Origin of the sequence: Actinopolyspora xinjiangensis, assembly GCF_900104475.1 — a bacterium.
Taxonomy (GTDB): Bacteria; Actinomycetota; Actinomycetes; order Mycobacteriales; family Pseudonocardiaceae; genus Actinopolyspora; species Actinopolyspora xinjiangensis.
Genome location: NZ_FNJR01000001.1, coordinates 22,857 through 40,133, shown reverse-complemented (window position 1 = coordinate 40,133; position 17,277 = coordinate 22,857). Strand labels below are relative to the sequence as shown.

The window sequence follows — 17,277 nt, the reverse complement described above, 5'->3', positions numbered from 1 at the left end:
ATGCGGTTCTTGCTGTTGTCGAGGAGGTCGCACGCGGCCAAAATGCAGGCATGACTACGGTGATCGTGCGCGATGTCCCCGAAGAGGTCCGTGTTTTACTCGCCGAGGCCGCGCGACGCGGTGGTCAGTCGCTGCAGAACTACCTGTTGCGGGTGTTCGAGCGGGAGGCGCGGTTCGCGCGCAACATCGAGCTGACCGAGCTGCAACCGGTCGGGGGCGGTCCGCTCAGCATGGACGAGATCGTCGAGGCCGTGTGCGAGGCACGCGGGGAGGCGCCGGGCCCGTAGGGCCGAGCAGGGGTGGTTTGGTCGTCGTGGACCCTTCCGCCGGTGTCGCGTTCTTTCCGGGGGCGGTCGCAGTAGTCCGATGGTGCGAAAGACGTTGGGAACCGACCCGTACTGGGCGGCCCCACCCCACCAGCCGGTCGAGATGCTGAACGTGCTCCGCGGTCTGGTGCGCGGTGGCAAGATCTCCGAGCGCGACGCGAGCGCGGTTCTGGATCGCTGGTCCTGTGCCGCCGTGGAGACACTCGACTTCACGACTTCGGTGAACGGGCGGATCTGGGAACTGCGGGACAGCCTCTCCGCTTACGACGCCGCTTACGTCGCCACAGCTGAGTTGTACGAATCGGTGCTGGTCACCGGTGACACGCGGCTCGCGGGTGCTCCTCGTCCGCGCTGTGAGATCCGGCTCGTGCGGTAGACGAGCCTCCGAAGCGCGGGTTGTCGGACAATCACTCCGGCGGTCCGCGAGGCGCTTCCGGCCGCTGTCGTGGGTGACCCCCCGAGATCGGCGATTCGGCCCGGTCCGGCCGCCGTGCGATCGACGCCCGTCCATCGGTCGGCACGATCACCACTGTCGGTCCTGAGCAGCCTCACCGCCCCAGCCAGCTCCCTCACACTCAGCCCCAGAGCCCACTGTCCGCTGGGAAACGGGTGGCCCTGTGCAAACCGATGCCGTCCCCCACGGTGACACCGGCACGCCCGCTCCGGATGATGTCCACTTCGCCGATCTGATGCTCACCTGGGCACGCGGTGTCGCGCGGAATCTCGTCGACAGGGCCGGGCACGAGCCCCGGCATCGGATCGAGCGTTCGGGTGGTGTCGATGCGGCACCCGAGTTTCACGTCTTCGTGGAGTGCTGGGTGGCCGGTGATTGCGCGATCTACGTTCGCTACCGGCATTACGGAGAGGCGGTCGGCGTGCGGATCGCCGAGCTCGACCTGGACCGGATCACCGGGACACGGCTGGAGCACGCTCGACGTGACGATGCCCTGGGGTCTGCCGTGGGGTTCGCCAACAACCTCTATGACGTGGTGTTGGAATCCGGTCCCCCTCCCGCGCAGGAACGGGAGTGGACGGACTCCTCGGGGTACGAGTGGTGGGGCGATCCCGCCCCGCCACAGGGCTGGTACCGGGCGATCCACGAAACGCCCCGGGTGGAGACGGTCCCGCTCCGGTGAACGGGCGGCGATTTCGCGAGAAATCTACGGTAAGCCCTCAGCCGCGCAGGCTGTGCAGGAAGGCCCGCCACTGCCGGTGGTCGAAGGTGAGCACGGGGCCTTGGCGGTTCTTGGAGTCGCGGGTGGCGACCGCGCCGGGCAGCGCGGCGACTTCGACGCACGCGCCGTTGTTGCCGCTGTAGCTGGATACCCGCCAGTCGAGACGGTGGTCCTCGCCGGTCATCGTTCACCTCTCGGTCGGCCGTTCGGCTTTCGGCGACAGCGGATGTGTCGGGAGCCGCGTCGCTCACTCTCCCCGGAAGCGCAAGGGATTGTCGAGGTCGAGGAGGGTGCGGGCGAGCTTGTTGGTCTCGGCGCCGTTGCCGCGCACCGAGTGCAGGATGCCGTTGTAGACGAGGTCCCACAACTCGCGGTTCCGCTGCAGATCGTTGAGTTGTGCTGACAGTATCCGTTCATCCGCGTCGTTCAGCCGCAGCACTCGGGAAGCGCCTTCCGCGGTTACCTTCACCGAAGTGAGTTCGTACGTTCTGATGAAACCGTTCTTCCCGTAACGAAGCCAGTCGGCTCCCGCCGCCATGCGCGTGTTGCGTCCTGCCAGCAACGCGACGAACGGCCACGGAACTATGAACAGCCAGAGCCACCACGTTGTCATCCAGTCGATCCCGCCGTCTCTGACGAGGCCGAATGTGAGGACAACGAGGGATATCACCAGTCCGATACCGAACGACTGACCACGGGACGGGTAGAACCATTCGAGTACGGGTGATTCACCTTCCGGAGCTTGAGGAGCTTTGTTCGCTCCGCCAAGGCGTTTTTCCTCGGCTCCCTTCCACTCGGGCTCCAGCGGGGCGCGCGGTGGTCGTGGTTCTCCGGTCCGGGGGTCGGGTTTGGGCGGCAGTCCTGCTGTGTGGCTCATGGGTGCTCGTTTCAGAAGATGTCGCCGACGAAGTCGCCCACGGCGCCCGCCGCGTCGCTGAGCTTGTCGCCGGTCCAGCTCGCGGCGTCACCCACGGCGTCCACGGCGTCGTCGCCCCATTCGTCGATGGCGAAGCCGACACCGACGCTGACCACGACGCCTCCGGCCACGGCCCAGCCGACCGGGGTGCTCATGGCGAGCAGCCCGGCGGTGGCAGCGGAACCGGCCGCGTAGCCACCGAGGTTGATGGCGGCGCTCTCGCCTACGGACTTGTCCGAGGTTTGGACGTCGTAGCCGATACTGAATCCGGTTATCCCCAGTCCGACGACAGGGAGCTTGCTCGCGGTTCGGAGACTCCCCCGGAGTAACCTGTTGCCGACGTTCTCCGGGCGGACGCCGAGGTTCATGTTCAGCTGAAGGGCTTTCTTCACGCTCGGACTCAGCTTGTCGACCAGCCGCGCGGTCCGGGTAGCGGTGGCCTTGTTCTCCATCGCCGTCTTGTTCAACTGGTTGCGGACGTGGATGGCGGCGGCACGGGTCTGGTCGCGCAGGCTCAGGTTCGGGCTGTGCATCAGCTTCTCGGCCCGAGCGATCTTGCCGCTGTCGGCGATCTCGACCGCCGCTGCCCGCATCGCGCTGGTGCTTCCGGCCACCGCACCCGCCAAGCCGGTGGTGAAGTCGGTGATGGTGAAGGGGCTCTTCTCTACGAGCCCGGAGACGAACCTGTTCAGCACGCCGAGCGCGCTGTTGTGCTGCTCGCGTGCTTCGGTGACGATCTGACTGCATTCCTGGTACGCGCGGACCTTGCGCGCGTAGGCGGCTTGCGCCTGGGTGGCCGAGGCGTGGGCCTGCTGCTCCTCCGGAGTGGCCGGGCGGTCGCTCGGCAGCGGTTTCGGGGTGGCCGGTTCCGGGCCCGGCTCCATGATGCGTTGTTCGGTCACCGTCAGCCCGGCTTCTCGCGCGATCTCTCGGGCGCGGCGCATGCGCTTCTGAGCGGTGTCCAGCTCGTCGGCGAACTTGTTCAGCTCCCGGCACATCGCCGCGTGGTCCTCGGCGACTTCGTCGATCTCGGGGGCCACCTTGCTCATCACGGCGCGGAACGAGTCCCCGGCTTCGCCGGCCCAGGCGGTCTCCGAGCCGTTGCGAGCGCGAGTTAGCTGTGTTCCGGTGTCGTGAACGGCATCCGAGACAGTGCTCATCCAACGGGCGCTGTCACGGATACTCGACGGGGTTCCCCGGATCTCCAGTTCGAGTGGCATGAGTGTTGCTCCCCAGTGGTCAGCCCGGTTGCTGGTTGAACCGTTCGGCGTTGCAACGATCCGTCTTCTCGTAGAGATCGCGTCCCTCGGCGACCGCGTCACCGGCCGCGCCGAGCCCTTCGACGATTCCGGCGGTGGAACTGGTCAACAGCGCCATCGCGCCGGCGACCGCCTCGGTCGCTTCGCCCACGTCGGGTGCCGGTGGGGGTGAGGGGGTGTCGTCCAGACTCGTCGCGGCGCTGCGCAGCTTATTGGCCAGTCCGGTGAGCTCGTCCGGATCCACGTGTGTTCCGCTCACTGCCGAGTCTCCTCCTCGCCGTCGTTGCGCTGTTCGTCGGGGAGCTGAGCGTCCCAGAGCACCAGGTCCGCGCCGCTGCGCCGCTGCACTTCCTCGACCTTGTCCTCCGGCAGCGATGCCCAGGGTTGCAGTTCCCCGCAGCAGGCGACCAGCGAGTCCAGCGAGGAGTAGGCCAGCACCGCCAGCCTGCCGTCGGCCAGCCTGCGCAGCTCGAAGGTGACCTCGGTGTCCTGTTCCAGCACCCGCTTCGACGGAAGATAGGCCTGGGACGGTTCCATGCCTTCTCGTTCGGCGATGTAGTCCGCGCCGATGACCGCCGGAGCCTCCGACTCGTGCTCTCGAAACACGTGTTCGTCGCCGATCGCCAACGATCCTCCCCAGTCGAGTGAAAGTGAATCAGTCGGCAGGGTGTCACTTCGGAGTGCGAGATCGGCAGAGTGTCACTACTCAGGACGAGCGGTTTCGTGCGGAGCATCACAGCGGGGTGGCGGCACGACTCGGTTCGTGCCGCCATGCGCGGGATCATTCCTCAAATCATCGATCGCGTTCGATGCGTTCGGGTGCCGTCGCGCTCTCGGTGCTGTCCGAGATGGTTCGGTGCCCGATCCCGGTGGCTTCCGGCGAGATCCGCACACGCGCCGGAACGGGATCGCCGATGAGCCGGTGCTCCTGTCCAGGCGTGCTCATTCGTTTTCACCTGTCAGGCGACGGATCGCGGCTCGACGCCGTGCTTGCTCGTCCTGGTTCGCGCGTCGCTGCTCCATCCGGCCGCAGGCCAGCGACATGCAGGTGTCGCAGGTGGGCATCAGCCAGTCCACCTCGGTCGGGTCGATCAGCTCGACCTCCTCGCCGCACAGCGTCGTCCGGCGCTGTCCCGGTCTGGGACGCAGTTCGGGTGACAGGGCGTGACGCCAGCCTGACACCGGTTGCCACCACACCACTGGTCCCTGCCAGCGCAGCGTTTCCTCGGAGAACATCGCGATCGTTCCTTTCTCGGTCTCTGTTGGCCGAATCGGCTCGGTAACTGCTTAGGGGTGGTTCCCCACGCAGAGTTGCGGCCGATATTTGGCACATTACTAGGCACATGTGCCGGTGTAAGTGCCACAGACAGGTGAATCTGAGGACGTATGCGTGGTGCTGGGAAACTTGGTTCGGAAGCGGGTGAGCACACGGAGGTTCGTTGGTGGCCGACAGATCAGATCCGTCCGCGTTGCGCTGGTTGATAGGCAACGAGCTGCGCCTCGCACGCCTCGATGCGGGAAGGACGCAGAGCGCCGCTGCCAAAGCGCTCGGGTGTACTCACTCGAAGATCAACTATTTGGAGATCGGTCGTAACCAGCAACATCCCGAGGAAGTGACCACGCTGCTGCGGTTCTACGGAGCCGGTGAGGCGCAGATAGATCGGTTGGCTTCGCTTTCCGGTCGGGCCGATCAGGGGACCTGGTGGGCGGCGTTCTCGGATGTGGTGCCGGACTGGATGAAGACGTTCGTGGGCTTGGAAGGCCTGGCGAGTCGGGAATTCATGTATGAACCGTTGGCGCTGCCGGGACTGGTGCAGACTCCGGAGTACGCGCAGGCCCTACTGGCCGACAACCTTCGAGTGAGCGCGGTCGATGCTGAACGCGTGGTCAAGCTCCGAATGGAGCGACAACAACGACTCTTCGACGTGAGGTCGCCGCTGAGTTTCCGGACCGTAATCGAGGAGTCGGTGCTCGACCGACTTGTTGGTGGGACGGAAGTGATGGCTTCCCAACTGCGTCACCTGCTCGAACTCGCGCGTCAGGACAACGTGACCATGCACGTGATGCCGTTGTCCGTACCGGTACACGACGGACTCGACGGTGAGTTCAGCGTGCTCGACTTCGAGGAAGCGAAGTCGGTGGGCTACATCGAGTATCCGAACGGCGCGATCTACATCCAGGACGAGAACCAGGTCGCGGCTTACGGGAAGGCCGCGAACAGACTGTGCTCGACCGCGCTCACCGAAGAGGAGTCGATCGAGGAGATCGCGAAACGGGCACAGGCGTTGAGCTGATTACAGGAGGGGAATGCGATGGGCCGGTTAACCTGGCGCACATCCAGTTACACCAGCAACGGCGCGAACTGCGTCGAGGTCGGACTGGGCGGTGATGCGGTGGCCGTGCGGGACTCCAAGGCTCCCGAACACGGGGTGCTGCGCTTCAGCGAGGCGCGGTGGCGCGACTTCCTGGGAGCGCTGCGCGGTGCGGTGAACGACCGCTGAAGCGGCACCCGGCCGAGGTCTCGGCCGGGCGTCAGTTCCGCGAGAAATCGCCGCTCAGCCGGAAGGACGCCGCCGAGACCACCGGCCGGAGATCGCCGTTGTCTTGGGCCCGGTTGGTGCTTAGCCGCGCAGGCCGCGCAGGAAGGCCCGCCACTGCCGGTGGTCGAAGGTGAGCACGGGGCCTTGGCGGTTCTTGGAGTCGCGGGTGGCGACCGCGCCGGGCAGCGCGGCGACTTCGACGCAATTGGCCCCGTTGTCGCTATAGCTGGACTTACGCCACCGCGAAGTATCGTGCTTAGTCGTCACCGCAGAAACCTTTCAATCGATACGTTCTTCGATAGCTGCAACCGAGTCATCCGGAGACAGCGCTGTCGAGAGTAGTCGCTCACCCGAACGCGTGTAATCCGCTACTTGTTCTTGATTCTGGATGTAAACCGCGCCGTCCTGGAGCTCGATATAGCCGATTGATTGAGCCTGCGCGAAGTTCAGTACTGTGAAGCCTCCGCTCAACGCGGCATGCGGTCCTGCCCTGGTGGGAAGTACTCGGATGTCTACGTTGTCACGACGTGCTGTCGAAGCGAGTTGACGTAGCTGCTCGTTCATTACTTCCCGGTCGCCCACCGGGCGATCGAGGATCGATTCCTCCAGCACAGCGGTCAGTCGTAAGGAGTCTTCCGCGAGCAACCGCTGTTGTCGTGCGAGACGGAAGTTCACGAAGCGTTCGCTGTGATCGGTGCGTACTCGTACACTCGCCGAGGTCAGTGCGGCCGCGTAACCGGCGGTTTGCAGCAACCCCGGCAGTACGAGCGGCATGTAGATGAACTCGCTGCACGCTATGCCTTCCAATCCCACGAAGGTCTTGAGCCAGTCCGGGACCACGTTCGCCCAGGGAGCCCACCAGGTGTGCGAATTGGAGCTGGCGGCCAGTGAGGTCAACCGGTCGATGTCGTGCCGGGCCACTCCGTAGTGAATGAGCAGCGTGCTCATCTCGTCCGGTTGTTGCTGGTAGCGGCCCGTTTCCAGATGGGTGATCTTCGCGGCGGAACACCCGAGCGCCCGCGCTGCCGACGCGACCGTCTCACCCGCCTCGGTTCTGTAGTGTCGCAGCTCGTTGCCGATCAACCAGCGAAGTGCCGAAGGGTCGCTACGTTCCACAAGTACCTCCTGACCTCGCATCAAGTCTGACGATCTCCTAAGTCGAGCCCCAATCGGGTGTAACCCACTGCTCTCACTCGCTTGGGTAATCGACCAGCTTAACGATTAGCTTTAATGTTCTCGGTGTTGCTGATCACAATCGTCAGGAGGAGATCGTGTTCGAGACGCACGAGCTGACCGAGGAAAACGCCGTGGACGAGTCCGAGCTCGCCCCGCTCGGCACTCATGAGGAGTTCCGGGAGCTGTTGGTGGACCTGGTGCGGGCGAGCGCGCCCGAGGTGTTCGCGTTGTGCGAGGAGATCGGCGACCGTGCCGATGGCGTCGTGCGCTACTGGGGGCTGTCCCACCGGGACGGAACCGAGGTGTTCGCGCAGCACGGCGGGCTCAACGGTAGGTTCCGGAGCCCGGAGTCGGCGCTGCGCCTGCTCTCCGGCGGACGGGCGATGCACCTGGTCCGCCTCGGTTCCGAAACGAACACCTCGTGACGGTCCGGCCGGTGCGGTGAGATCCCGGAGGGAGCGGTCACATTCCGATGGCGCTCCGGTGCGGTACCGATCCCGGCGACGCCCCGCCGGGACTCACCGTCTCGGCCGGGCGTCAGTTCCGCGAGAACTCGCCGCTCAGCCGGAAGGACGCCGCCGAGACCAGCGGCCGCAGGTCACCGCCGCCGGGCAGCGAGGACAGCGGCCACCAGCGCAGGTCCACCGACTCCTCGCTGCGGGTGGGCACCGCCCCGGCCGGGGCGCGCACCACGAACCGCACGTCGAAGTGCCGCGTCGGCTTACCCAGCGAGCATGTGACCGGGTGCACGTCCAGGTGCACCGGATCGGGGTCCACCACCAACCCCTCGATACCGGACTCCTCGGCTGCCTCCCGCAGCGCCGCCGCCGCCAGCGTCTCGTCCGAGGGCTCGCAGTGCCCACCGAGCTGCAACCACCGCCCCACCCTGGGATGCAGCGTCAGCATGGTGTGCTCCCCACTGTGGTCCAGCACCAGCGCGGAGGAGGTCACGTGCCCCGGCTCGCACTCCCGCAGGCAGGCGTCCCCGCGCGCCCGCAGCAGCGCCACGAAGGCGTGCCGCAGCGCCTCCTGGCCCGGATCGACCGATCCGCCGGCCGGCGTGGGCGGCGTCCAGTCCTCCAGCGTGTGCAACGCGTCGGTGTGCGGCCCGTTCAAAGCTCCACCAAACCCTCTTCCGGATCGCGCCGCTCGCGCGGCCCCTCGTGCGGTTCGGCCGGATAACCCACTGCCACCGCCCCCAACGGCTCCCAGTGCTCGGGCAGCTCCAGCGCGTTCCGCACCACCTCGGGGCAGAACAGGGTGGAGGAGACCCAGCAGGAGCCGATCTCCTCGGCGGCCAGCGAGACCAGCAGGTTCTGCACCGCCGCACCGCCCGCGACGGTGAACATCGAGCGTTCGGCGTCGGCGCGGCGCGGGTCCGGGTAGTCGTGCGCGCCGTCCCGCAGCAGGAACGGCACCACCAGCTCCGGGGCCTCGTAGAGCAGGTCGCCCCGGCCGACCCTGCGGTGCGCCCGCTGCTCGGAGAGACCGTCCGCGCGGAGGTCCTCCAGCCACGCGGTGCGCATCGCGTCCAGCAGCTTGCCGCGCAGCGCGCGGTCCCGCAGCCACACGAACCGGACCGGCCGGGTGTGGTGCGGGGCGGGCGCGGTCAGCGCGGCCCCCACGGCCCGGCGCAGCGCCGCCGGCTCCACCGGCGTGTCGGCGAACTCGCGGGTCGAGCGGCGCAGCAGCACGGCCTCACCGCGTCCCTGCGCGATCGCCTCGGCGGTGCCCAGCCGGAACAGGTCATCCTCGACCGTGCGCACCAGCTCCCCGGCCCGGGAGCCGTCGTCCCGCTCGTCGAGCCCGCGCACCACCGCCACCGGCATCCCGCCCAGCTTGCCCTTGACCAGGTCGGCGGCCCCCGCGATCTCGTCGGCCACCGCCACCGTGGTGACCTCCAGCTCGTTGCCGAGCGAGTCGGTCGAGCCCGCGTAGCGGTGCAGCACCGACACCCCGGCCGAACCGATCGCCACGTCGGTCTGCCCGACCCGCCAGGCCCGGCCCATCGTGTCCGTGATCACCACGGCGACCCGCACCTCCGCGCGCTCGGCCAGCTCGGCGCGCAGCCGCTCCGCCGTGGCGTCGGGGTCACGGGGCAGCAGCGCGATCTGGTCGGTGGCCACGTTGGACGCGTCCACCCCGGAGGCCGCCTGCACTATGCCGAGCTTGTTCTGCGTGATCAGCGTCCTGCCCTTGCGGGCGAGCACGTGGTCCGCTTCCTCCAGCACCAGTTCCCGCCGCAGCGCGTCGCGCCGCTCGGGGTCCCGTGGGGCGTCGACGACCCGCCCCTCCACCTTGGAGACGACCTTGCTGGTGATCACGAGCACGTCGCCGTCCCGCAGCCAGGGCGCGGCCTCGATGAGCGCGCCCGCGAGATCGTCGCCCTCCGAGAACTCCGGCAGGTCCGCGACGGCGCGGAACACCAGCTCCTCGGCCGCTGCGTGGTCGTTCATCCCGCCACCTCCGGTGCCGTGACCCCACCGATGTCGAACGCCGCCCGGACCATCTCCGCGCTCGCCTCGGGGTCCGACATGAGCAGCGGAACCGAACGGGTCGCCACCCCGGGCACCTGGGCGGTGTCCGTGCTGTGCACCAGCCAGGCGTCCAGGATGCCCTCGCCGGACGTGGAGCGGGAGCCGTAGTGCTCGCCCACCGCCTGGGCGGTACTGCTCACCCCGATCGCGCGCAGGCAGGCGTCGGCCATGCCGCGCACCGCGCCGCCGCCGATGATCGGAGAGAGGCCCACCACGGCGGCGGTGGTGCCGCGCAGCGCCTCACGCACCCCGGGGACGGCCAGCATCGTCCCGATGCTGACCACCGGGTTGGACGGTGCCACCAGCACGACGTCCGCCTCGGTGATCGCCTTGGTGGCCCCTTCGTGAGCGGTAGCCTCGTCCGCCCCCACCGGGACGATCGCGTCCGCCTCGGGCTTGGCGCCGTAGCGCACCCACCACTCCTGGAAGTGCACCGCCCGCGCGCCCGAGCCCATCGGGTCGTCGATGGCCACGTGCGTCTCGACCCGGTCGTCGGTGACCGGCAGCAGCCGCACCCCCGGGCGCCACCGGTCGCACAGCGCCTCGGTGATCTCCGACAGCGGATACCCCGCCCGCAGCATCCTGGTGCGGATCAGGTGGGTGGCGATGTCGCGGTCCCCCAGCCCGAACCAGGTCGGCTCGGCCTCGTAGGCGGCCAGTTCCTCGGCGACCGACCAGGTCTCCGCCTCGCGGCCCCAGCCCTTGGCGGTGTCGATACCGCCACCCAGGGTGTACATGCAGGTGTCCAGGTCCGGGCACACCCGCAGACCGTGCATCCAGACGTCGTCGGCGACGTTGACTATCGCGGAGATCTCGTGTGGCGAGGACCGCTCGGGCTCGCCGACCGCGGGTAGCCCCAGGGCCGTTTTGACGCCGAGCAGGAACTGCGCACCACCGACTCCGCCGACCAGTACTGCGACCTTCACGAGACGAATCCTCCCACGAGTCGGGTCGCGCCCACGTCGAACCCGGAACGAGAACCGCGCCACGGCCCGACCGACTTTTCGGCGAGCCCCCACCGGAGTGCCCTGGCCGGGCCTCGTCGTCCGGCCGACGCCCCGCCCGCCGGGGTATCGACCGGTCGAGGCGAGAGCTCACCTCTTCGGTCGTGAGTGCTCACCAGGGCAGCGGGCCCACATCGTCGAAGTAGCCCCCGGTCGGCCCGTCGGGGCCGAGCAGCGCCGCGCGGACGATGATCTCGGCGCCCTGCTCGACGGTACGCGTGCCGGTGTTGCCGTTCAGGTCGGTCGCGGTGTAACCGGGGTCCACCGCGTTGATCCGCATCCCGGGCAGCGCCTTCGCGTACTGCACTGTGATCATGTTCACCGCCGCCTTCGAAGCGGGGTAGGCCACGCCCGGGTAGGAGTACGTCGGTGCTCCGGGATCGGTGACCCCGGCGAGCGAGGCCAGCCCGCTGCTGACGTTGACCACGACCGGGGAGGAGGAGCGCCGCAGCAGCGGCAGGAACGCGTGGGTGACCCGCACCACGCCGAACACGTTCGTCTCGAACAACCCGCGCATCTGCTCGGCAGTGGCCTCGGTGGCGCCGACCACCTCGTTGTCCTCGGTGCGGCCTTCGACCCCCGCGTTGTTGACCAGCACGTCCAGCCCGCCCTCGGCCGCCACGGCCCCGGCCGCGGCGGTCACGGACGCGTCGTCGGTGACGTCCAGGGCAAGCGGGTGTGCTCCCAGCCGTTCGGCGGCCAGGCGTCCGCGCTCCGGATCCCTGCTTCCCAGATGGACGGTGTGGCCCGCCTCGACGAGCCGCCGGGCGACCTCGAAACCGATCCCCTTGTTCGCCCCCGTGATCAGAGTCGTCGTCATGGGACCAGCTTCCGCGCGGAGGGTTCGGCCCGCCAGGGGGCGGTACTCCCGAACCGGTTGCTGGGGGAGCGGCCCGGTCGGAGCGAGCTCGTCGGGCCCGGCCCGGCGCGGGACCGAGGAGGAGTCCGCACCCGGCGGGATCACTCCCAGAACCTGAAGTACAGGTAGCCCTCCACGTAGAGCCGTTCGCTGCCGCCCACCGCTGTGAACAGCGCCTCGGCCCCGCTGAAGAAGACGTAGCTCGCGCCGGGGATGACGAACAGGACCAGCACGATGCCCAGCGGCGCCCACGGGCGGGCCTGCTCGCCGAAGTGCCGAGCCTTGGGCGAGAGCCAGGGCTCGATGGCACCGTAGCCGTCCAGGCCGGGGATCGGCAGGATGTTGAGCACGAAGGCGATCACCTGCAGGAAGGCCAGGTAGGACAACCCGGCTGCCAGCCCGAGCGGCATCTCGATCGTGGCGACCGAGGCGGTCAGCCCGATCCCCAGCAGCAGGTTCATCGCCGGCCCGGCCAGCGAGACCTTCGCCTCGTCCTGTTTGGAGCGCAGCGCGGCGTGGTTGATCCACACCGCCCCGCCCGGCAGCGGGATGCCGCCGATGAGCACGAACAGGATCGGCAGCAGCAGACTGAGCACCGGGTCGGTGTAGTGCCTCGGGTCGAGCGTGAGGTAGCCCTTGGCCCGTACCTCGCGGTCACCGCCGCGCAGCGCGGCGACCGCGTGCCCGAACTCGTGCAGGCACAGCGAGGTGGCCCAGCCGCCGAGCACGATCAGTACGACTCCGGTGATGACCAGCGCCCGGTTGTCCAGTGTGGCCAGCACGCCGCCGAGGACCGTGGCGCCGAGCAGGGCCAGGAACAGTGGGCTGATGCGCGTCGCGGTGTTTCTCACCCCTCCAGTCTCCCCGCCGTTCGCCGGGCGCCGTCGTCGCATCGGTGGTATTCCTAGATCCGGGATCTTGAGCAGGCCGAACGGAGTATCCCCATGAGTCTTTTCCGGTTACCTCAATGTGCTCCTTCGGTGGGCGGAACCGTCCCTCCACGGGATGGTCTCCGCTTGACCGTGGCGGGCTACACAGGTGTAATCACATTGGTGTTATTTACCGCCGGAAAGATTGATCGGTTTACTCGGTGGGATGGGGAAATCGATCACCTGAACGGTGGTGCCGGGTGACGGGAGGCCCGGTGAGCGCACGGTCGGGTGAGCCGCGACGGCGTGATCGCGTTTTTCGCCCGGCGGCCGGAGTTCCGGCCACGTCGAACCGGTGATCCGGTTCCTCACGTCCCGCGTGTCCTGGGGAGGGCCGCGGGTACGGAAAAATTTAACGGGGGAGGTTCAAATGTTGCGGACCGAGCGGGAAGGTCTGTCGGCGGGGGATGACGCTCGCGTCGGCGAGCTCGACATTCTGGCCGGATTGATCGACGCGGAAGAAGATCAGGACTGGCAGGAGCGCGCACTGTGCGCGCAGACCGATCCGGAGGCGTTCTTTCCCGAAAAGGGCGGTTCCACTCGCGAAGCGAAACGTATTTGCGCCGGATGCGAAGTACGTTCGGAATGCCTCGAATACGCCCTGGAGCACGACGAGAGGTTCGGCATCTGGGGAGGACTTTCCGAACGGGAGCGGCGCAGGCTCAAACGTCAGGCCAGTTGACCGGCCACCTCCGTCCGGATCGCCGAAGGGATCGAGCGGTTCGAGCTTCCACCGGCTCGTGAGCCGGTGCCCGACACCGAGTGGGAACCACACCCACCTCGGGGCCGTCCTCGCGGCAGCGCGCTCGGGGGAGTCCGCGGTGCCGCGGGTCCGCCGGTCGTTCGGTGCCCTCGTGCCGAGGAGCACCACCGGTCCATGAGCGGAGACCGGCATCCGGTCTCGATCCGTCGGGTGCCCCGTTCCACGGGCGGAGACAACGAACTCCTACCGGTCGGTAGCAGCGTGTCCCCGAACGCGTGCTCGTCCATTACTGTCGTGCGGTGATCGGACCACGGCACGCGGGAGGAGACGGTGGCCGGATTACGTCCCACCGCGGACACGAGCGGTGATCCCCGCGCGAGCACGGCACCGGTGCTGGCGGTGCTGGTGTGTCGCCGGGGTGCTGAGCGGTTGCCGGACGTGCTGACGGCGCTGCGGCGTCTGACGGTACGCCCCCGGCATTTCCTGGCGGTGGACGTCGGCACGACCGACGACACCGCCGAGCTGCTCGCGGCGGAGGCGGACCCCGAGCGGTCGGGAGCGCTGAACGGGGTGATCACCCTCGAGAACGACACCGGTCTCGGTGCGGCCGTGGACCGGGCGGTGCGGCACGCCGAACAGCGCTGGGGCGACCCCGGTGGCTGGTTGTGGCTGCTGTACGACGACGCGGCCCCGGAACCCGACTGCCTGGAGACACTGCTCCGGGTGGCCGAGGGGGACCCCTCGGCTGCCGCGCTCGGCCCGTTGGGGTTGGACTGGGACGATCCCCGGTTGGTCACCGACGCGGGGCTGTCCATGGACACCTCGGGCCGAGTCCGCACCGGCCCCCGCACGCCCGGCCTGGATCCGGCGCTCGGCGCCGGACGGGTCGATCCCGACTCGGCGTTGCAGGTCTCCGAAGTGCTGGCGGTCTCCTCGGCGTGCGCGCTCGTACGGCGGGAGGTGTTCGACGAGCTCGACGGTTTCGACGAGCGGCTGCCGGTTTCCTGCGCGGAAGTCGACCTCGGGTGGCGGGTCAACGCCACCGGCCGCCTCGTGCTCTGCGTTCCCGGCGCTCGCATGCGACACGCGAGCTCCTCGCGCGGTGGCGAACACGGCTCCGCCACGTCGGGTGGGCGATCCACTGTGGCGGGGGCGACCGCACGTCGTCGCGGCGAGGTGCGGACCTATCTGGCCAACGTCGGGCAGCGGGCCTACCGGCTCGGAGTGCCGCGCCTGCTGCTGTTCGCACTGCCGCGCGCCCTGCTCCTGTTCGTGACGGGCCGACCGACCGAGGCGCTCGCCGAGCTCCGGATGGGAGCCGGGCTGCTGACCGGGCGACTGGACCTCCGCACCGCCCGGAGCTCCCACGGCAGGGACCCCGCGTCGAGCAACGGGGTGCGCGGGCTGCTGACCGGGCGTCGGGACCGGATACGCGACGCCGTGCTGACCGGCTACGCCAGGGTGGTCCGCGACCGGGTGCGGCACGATGCCCTGGTCGGGCGGGAACGGCCGAGCGTGGTCCCAACCGGCGTCCCCCGAAGGGACGAGCCCGTCAGGCACGGACCGGACGCGCTGCCGGACGGGGCGCTGGGTTCGGGGAGTGGGCGCAGGCGCTCCGCGACGGGGCTGCGCAGACCCAGCGATCCGGTGGTGGTCCCGGTTCCCGAGGCCGCCGACGGCGATTCCGAGGACGAGGACCGGACAGCCCCCCGCCCCACCCCCGCGCCCCGCTCCGGTGGGACAGGGGCGCCGAGCCTTTCCGGCGAACTGGTGTTCGTGCCGGTGGACCGGCGACGGGTGCTCCGCGAGCTGCTGCTGAACCCACCCGTGGTGCTGCTGGTCGGGCTCACGCTGTTCGCGCTGCTCGCGCACGGGCTGTTCGCCGAGACCTCCCGGATGGCCACCGAGTTGCACGGCGGCAGGCTGCTGCCCACCGCCGACCTCGAACGGGTGTGGTCGAGCTACCTCGCCGCGTGGCACCCGGTCCACGGGGGGACCGGAGCACCCGCCCCAGCGACGCTGCTGGTGCTGGGGCTGGCGGGTGGGCTGCTGGCTCCGTTCGGCGGACCGCCAGCCGCGGTCGCGCTGATGCTGCTGGCACAGCTGCCCGTGGCGGGGCTGGCTGCCTACCTGGCCTGCCGCCCGATCCCGGTTTCCCGCGCCTGGCGAGCCTCGGCCGCAGCAGGCTACGCGCTGCTGCCGCTCGGCATGGCCGGAGCCGTGCACGGACGCCTCGACACGGTGGTGGCGCACGTGCTGCTCCCGCCCCTGCTGGCGGGCGCCGCCGGGTTGTTGGGGCTGGCCCCGAGCCGCGTGGTCGGGCGTCCGAACTGGCTGGGGACCGCCTGTCGTACCGCCCTCGGTGCGGCCGTGCTCGCCGCCTTCGCCCCCGGCACGTACGTGCTGCTGGTGCTGCTGGCTGTGGTGGGGTTCCTCTGCCCGCCCGCCGTCCCGGCCGGAGGGGTGCGCAGACTGGCCGGGCTGGCCTCCTTCGTGCTGTTGCCGCTCGCCTGCCTGCTGCCGTGGCCCGCTGCCGTGCTGCGGCATCCCGAGATCCTCTGGCACGCCCCGGGCGCGCCGGTTGCCGAGGAGGCCGCGGGGCTGTCCCCGCTGGCCCTGAACCCCGGAGGCTCGGCGTGGGGCTGGACCGCCGTGCTGCTGCCGCTCTGCGCGGTGGTGCTGCTCGTGCTCCGGAAGCCCGGCCGTGCCGCGTTGCCCGGAGCGGTGGTCGCCGTCGTCGGATGGGGTGCGGCCCTGGCCGTCTCGGGGACGGCTCTGCCGCCTCTGCTCGGCGGCGCCCCCAGCACCGGGTGGGCCGGGGGGCCGCTGCTGCTGACCGCCTGCGGGCTGCTCTGGGTCGTGCTGGTGAGCCTCGCCGGGCCGGGGAGGTGGTCGCTCCGCGTGCCCGCCCCGCGACGGCTGCTCGGTGGAGCCGCCCTCGTGGCGCTGCTGCCGTTGGCGCTCGGAACGTTGTTCACGGCGCGTTCCGGTCCGCTGCGCCCGGTGCCCGAGGTCCCGCCGTCCGAGGGGAACACCGGTTACTGGTTGAAGCTGCGGCCCGGCTCCGGGGCGCCGCGACTCACGCCCGAGCGGCGTGCTCACTTCGGGAGCGCCTCCCTGCCCCCGGCCCCCGGTGCTGTCGCCGCGCTGTCGGAGATCCAGGTGGACCTGCTCTCGGGGGAGTCGAGACGGGTCCGCTCCGGTGTGGCGGCAGCAGCCTCCAGGGGCGTGGGCCGCATCGCGGTTCCAGGGGCGAGCCGTTCGGCGAGGTTCGCGGCTTCGGCGGGGGAGAGCGTCGCGGTGGCCGGGGACTTCCGGGACGCGGGGAAGGTGTTTCGGGTCCTGCGCCCGCACACCCCGGTCGCACTGCTGGGGCCCGCGCTGGCCCGGAACGCGCGCGAGGACGTCTCCCCGCGCCCGAGGGCTCGGCCGATCGGGATATCGACCCGATTGCCCCACGTGACGATTCGGGTCTCCAGGGGTGGCCCCGGCAGGGTGCTGTTGCTCGCCGCCCAGCGCGAGCCCGGCTGGTGGGCACGCGTCGACGGGTCGAGCGTCGGGCTGGCCACCGGCTGGGGCGATCAGGTGGCCGTGCCGCTGCCGGAGACGGCATCACAGGTGCGGATCGGTTTCACCGCCGTCCCGCGCACGAGCCTGCTGACTCTGCAGGCGGCCGCGATCCTGTTCACGCTGATCGGTGCGTTCCCCGGTCGCGGTCGACGGCAACGGGAGAACCCCACGGAACACTGAGACGGCGTCGCCCCGCGCGGTGTCGATTTCTCGCGAGATCGCCGCGCACCCGGGGGCGCGACGGTGTCGAATCCCGACCACTCCCGCCACGGAACCGCCGCGG

At 69.4% G+C, this 17,277-nt stretch carries 22 protein-coding genes; 8 read left to right on the top strand and 14 right to left on the bottom strand.

All coding sequences use genetic code 11. The features are described 5' to 3' along the window. The first annotated feature begins 50 nt into the window (after positions 1-50). From BLQ75_RS00195 to BLQ75_RS00185, 3 genes are all read left to right on the top strand, one after another. Positions 51-287, top strand: coding sequence for a hypothetical protein (locus BLQ75_RS00195; RefSeq protein WP_092595968.1), 237 nt, complete (start codon positions 51-53; stop codon positions 285-287). A 79-nt stretch (positions 288-366) separates the two neighbouring features. Continuing rightward, positions 367-702: a type II toxin-antitoxin system VapC family toxin gene (locus tag BLQ75_RS24015; protein ID WP_244515114.1), complete on the top strand. Its 336-nt coding sequence runs from the start codon at positions 367-369 to the stop codon at positions 700-702. A 241-nt stretch (positions 703-943) separates the two neighbouring features. After that, positions 944-1,462, top strand: coding sequence for a hypothetical protein (locus tag BLQ75_RS00185; protein ID WP_092595967.1), 519 nt, complete (start codon positions 944-946; stop codon positions 1,460-1,462). Positions 1,463-1,499: 37 nt separating this feature from the next. Here the strand turns inward: BLQ75_RS00185 and BLQ75_RS00180 are convergent, their stop codons facing one another. The 7 genes from BLQ75_RS00180 to BLQ75_RS00155 form a co-directional block, all read right to left on the bottom strand. Continuing rightward, complete coding sequence (locus BLQ75_RS00180) at positions 1,500-1,685, bottom strand: DUF397 domain-containing protein (protein WP_092595966.1); 186 nt, start codon at positions 1,683-1,685, stop codon at positions 1,500-1,502. 63 nt (positions 1,686-1,748) lie between these two features. After that, a complete protein-coding gene (locus BLQ75_RS00175; protein ID WP_244515113.1) occupies positions 1,749-2,114 on the bottom strand; it encodes a hypothetical protein in 366 nt (121 codons plus the stop codon). Positions 2,115-2,389: 275 nt separating this feature from the next. Continuing rightward, positions 2,390-3,739, bottom strand: a complete 1,350-nt coding sequence (locus BLQ75_RS00170; protein ID WP_425286427.1) for a putative T7SS-secreted protein — start codon at positions 3,737-3,739, stop codon at positions 2,390-2,392. Next, positions 3,657-3,935 (bottom strand): hypothetical protein, encoded by a 279-nt coding sequence (locus BLQ75_RS00165; protein WP_092595964.1) that lies wholly within the window; start codon positions 3,933-3,935, stop codon positions 3,657-3,659. The genes BLQ75_RS00170 and BLQ75_RS00165 overlap by 83 nt, the downstream gene beginning before the upstream one ends. Then, complete coding sequence (locus tag BLQ75_RS00160) at positions 3,932-4,303, bottom strand: SAV_915 family protein (RefSeq protein ID WP_092595963.1); 372 nt, start codon at positions 4,301-4,303, stop codon at positions 3,932-3,934. The genes BLQ75_RS00165 and BLQ75_RS00160 overlap by 4 nt, the downstream gene beginning before the upstream one ends. 166 nt (positions 4,304-4,469) lie before the next feature. Beyond that, positions 4,470-4,622: a hypothetical protein gene (locus BLQ75_RS23255; RefSeq protein WP_170837246.1), complete on the bottom strand. Its 153-nt coding sequence runs from the start codon at positions 4,620-4,622 to the stop codon at positions 4,470-4,472. Next, positions 4,619-4,912, bottom strand: a complete 294-nt coding sequence (locus BLQ75_RS00155) for an HC3 family zinc finger protein (protein ID WP_092595961.1) — start codon at positions 4,910-4,912, stop codon at positions 4,619-4,621. The genes BLQ75_RS23255 and BLQ75_RS00155 overlap by 4 nt, the downstream gene beginning before the upstream one ends. Positions 4,913-5,118: 206 nt before the next feature. Here BLQ75_RS00155 and BLQ75_RS00150 point away from each other — a divergent pair, with 206 nt between their 5' ends. Together BLQ75_RS00150 and BLQ75_RS00145 are read left to right on the top strand one after the other, a co-directional pair. After that, positions 5,119-5,970, top strand: coding sequence for a helix-turn-helix domain-containing protein (locus tag BLQ75_RS00150; protein ID WP_092597106.1), 852 nt, complete (start codon positions 5,119-5,121; stop codon positions 5,968-5,970). A gap of 18 nt (positions 5,971-5,988) precedes the next feature. Further along, complete coding sequence (locus BLQ75_RS00145) at positions 5,989-6,177, top strand: DUF397 domain-containing protein (RefSeq protein ID WP_092595958.1); 189 nt, start codon at positions 5,989-5,991, stop codon at positions 6,175-6,177. Between the two features lie 120 nt (positions 6,178-6,297). Here the strand turns inward: BLQ75_RS00145 and BLQ75_RS00140 are convergent, their stop codons facing one another. Both BLQ75_RS00140 and BLQ75_RS00135 read right to left on the bottom strand, forming a co-directional pair. Further along, positions 6,298-6,483 (bottom strand): DUF397 domain-containing protein, encoded by a 186-nt coding sequence (locus BLQ75_RS00140; protein WP_092595955.1) that lies wholly within the window; start codon positions 6,481-6,483, stop codon positions 6,298-6,300. A 12-nt stretch (positions 6,484-6,495) separates the two neighbouring features. Then, positions 6,496-7,332 (bottom strand): helix-turn-helix domain-containing protein, encoded by an 837-nt coding sequence (locus tag BLQ75_RS00135; protein WP_211481081.1) that lies wholly within the window; start codon positions 7,330-7,332, stop codon positions 6,496-6,498. Between the two features lie 155 nt (positions 7,333-7,487). Between BLQ75_RS00135 and BLQ75_RS00130 the strand changes: the two genes are divergently transcribed. Further along, a complete protein-coding gene (locus BLQ75_RS00130; protein ID WP_211481080.1) occupies positions 7,488-7,817 on the top strand; it encodes a hypothetical protein in 330 nt (109 codons plus the stop codon). 112 nt (positions 7,818-7,929) lie between these two features. Here BLQ75_RS00130 and BLQ75_RS00125 read toward each other — a convergent pair whose 3' ends face one another. From BLQ75_RS00125 to BLQ75_RS00105, 5 genes are all read right to left on the bottom strand, one after another. Continuing rightward, on the bottom strand, positions 7,930-8,508 hold the full coding sequence (locus BLQ75_RS00125; protein WP_043575509.1) for an NUDIX hydrolase: 579 nt from the start codon (positions 8,506-8,508) through the stop codon (positions 7,930-7,932). Then, positions 8,505-9,848: a coenzyme F420-0:L-glutamate ligase gene (locus tag BLQ75_RS00120; RefSeq protein ID WP_092595949.1), complete on the bottom strand. Its 1,344-nt coding sequence runs from the start codon at positions 9,846-9,848 to the stop codon at positions 8,505-8,507. Before BLQ75_RS00120 ends, BLQ75_RS00125 begins: the two co-directional genes overlap by 4 nt. Then, entirely contained in the window at positions 9,845-10,855 is a 1,011-nt protein-coding gene (gene cofD, locus BLQ75_RS00115) for a 2-phospho-L-lactate transferase (protein ID WP_092595946.1), read from the bottom strand. The genes BLQ75_RS00120 and cofD overlap by 4 nt, the downstream gene beginning before the upstream one ends. A gap of 190 nt (positions 10,856-11,045) precedes the next feature. After that, entirely contained in the window at positions 11,046-11,753 is a 708-nt protein-coding gene (locus BLQ75_RS00110; protein ID WP_092597100.1) for an SDR family NAD(P)-dependent oxidoreductase, read from the bottom strand. A 140-nt stretch (positions 11,754-11,893) separates the two neighbouring features. Further along, complete coding sequence (locus BLQ75_RS00105) at positions 11,894-12,643, bottom strand: site-2 protease family protein (protein WP_092595943.1); 750 nt, start codon at positions 12,641-12,643, stop codon at positions 11,894-11,896. A gap of 448 nt (positions 12,644-13,091) precedes the next feature. Here BLQ75_RS00105 and BLQ75_RS00100 point away from each other — a divergent pair, with 448 nt between their 5' ends. Together BLQ75_RS00100 and BLQ75_RS00095 are read left to right on the top strand one after the other, a co-directional pair. After that, positions 13,092-13,403, top strand: coding sequence for a WhiB family transcriptional regulator (locus tag BLQ75_RS00100; protein WP_092595940.1), 312 nt, complete (start codon positions 13,092-13,094; stop codon positions 13,401-13,403). A gap of 351 nt (positions 13,404-13,754) precedes the next feature. Continuing rightward, positions 13,755-17,174 (top strand): glycosyltransferase family 2 protein, encoded by a 3,420-nt coding sequence (locus tag BLQ75_RS00095; protein ID WP_092595937.1) that lies wholly within the window; start codon positions 13,755-13,757, stop codon positions 17,172-17,174. Positions 17,175-17,277 lie beyond the last annotated feature (103 nt).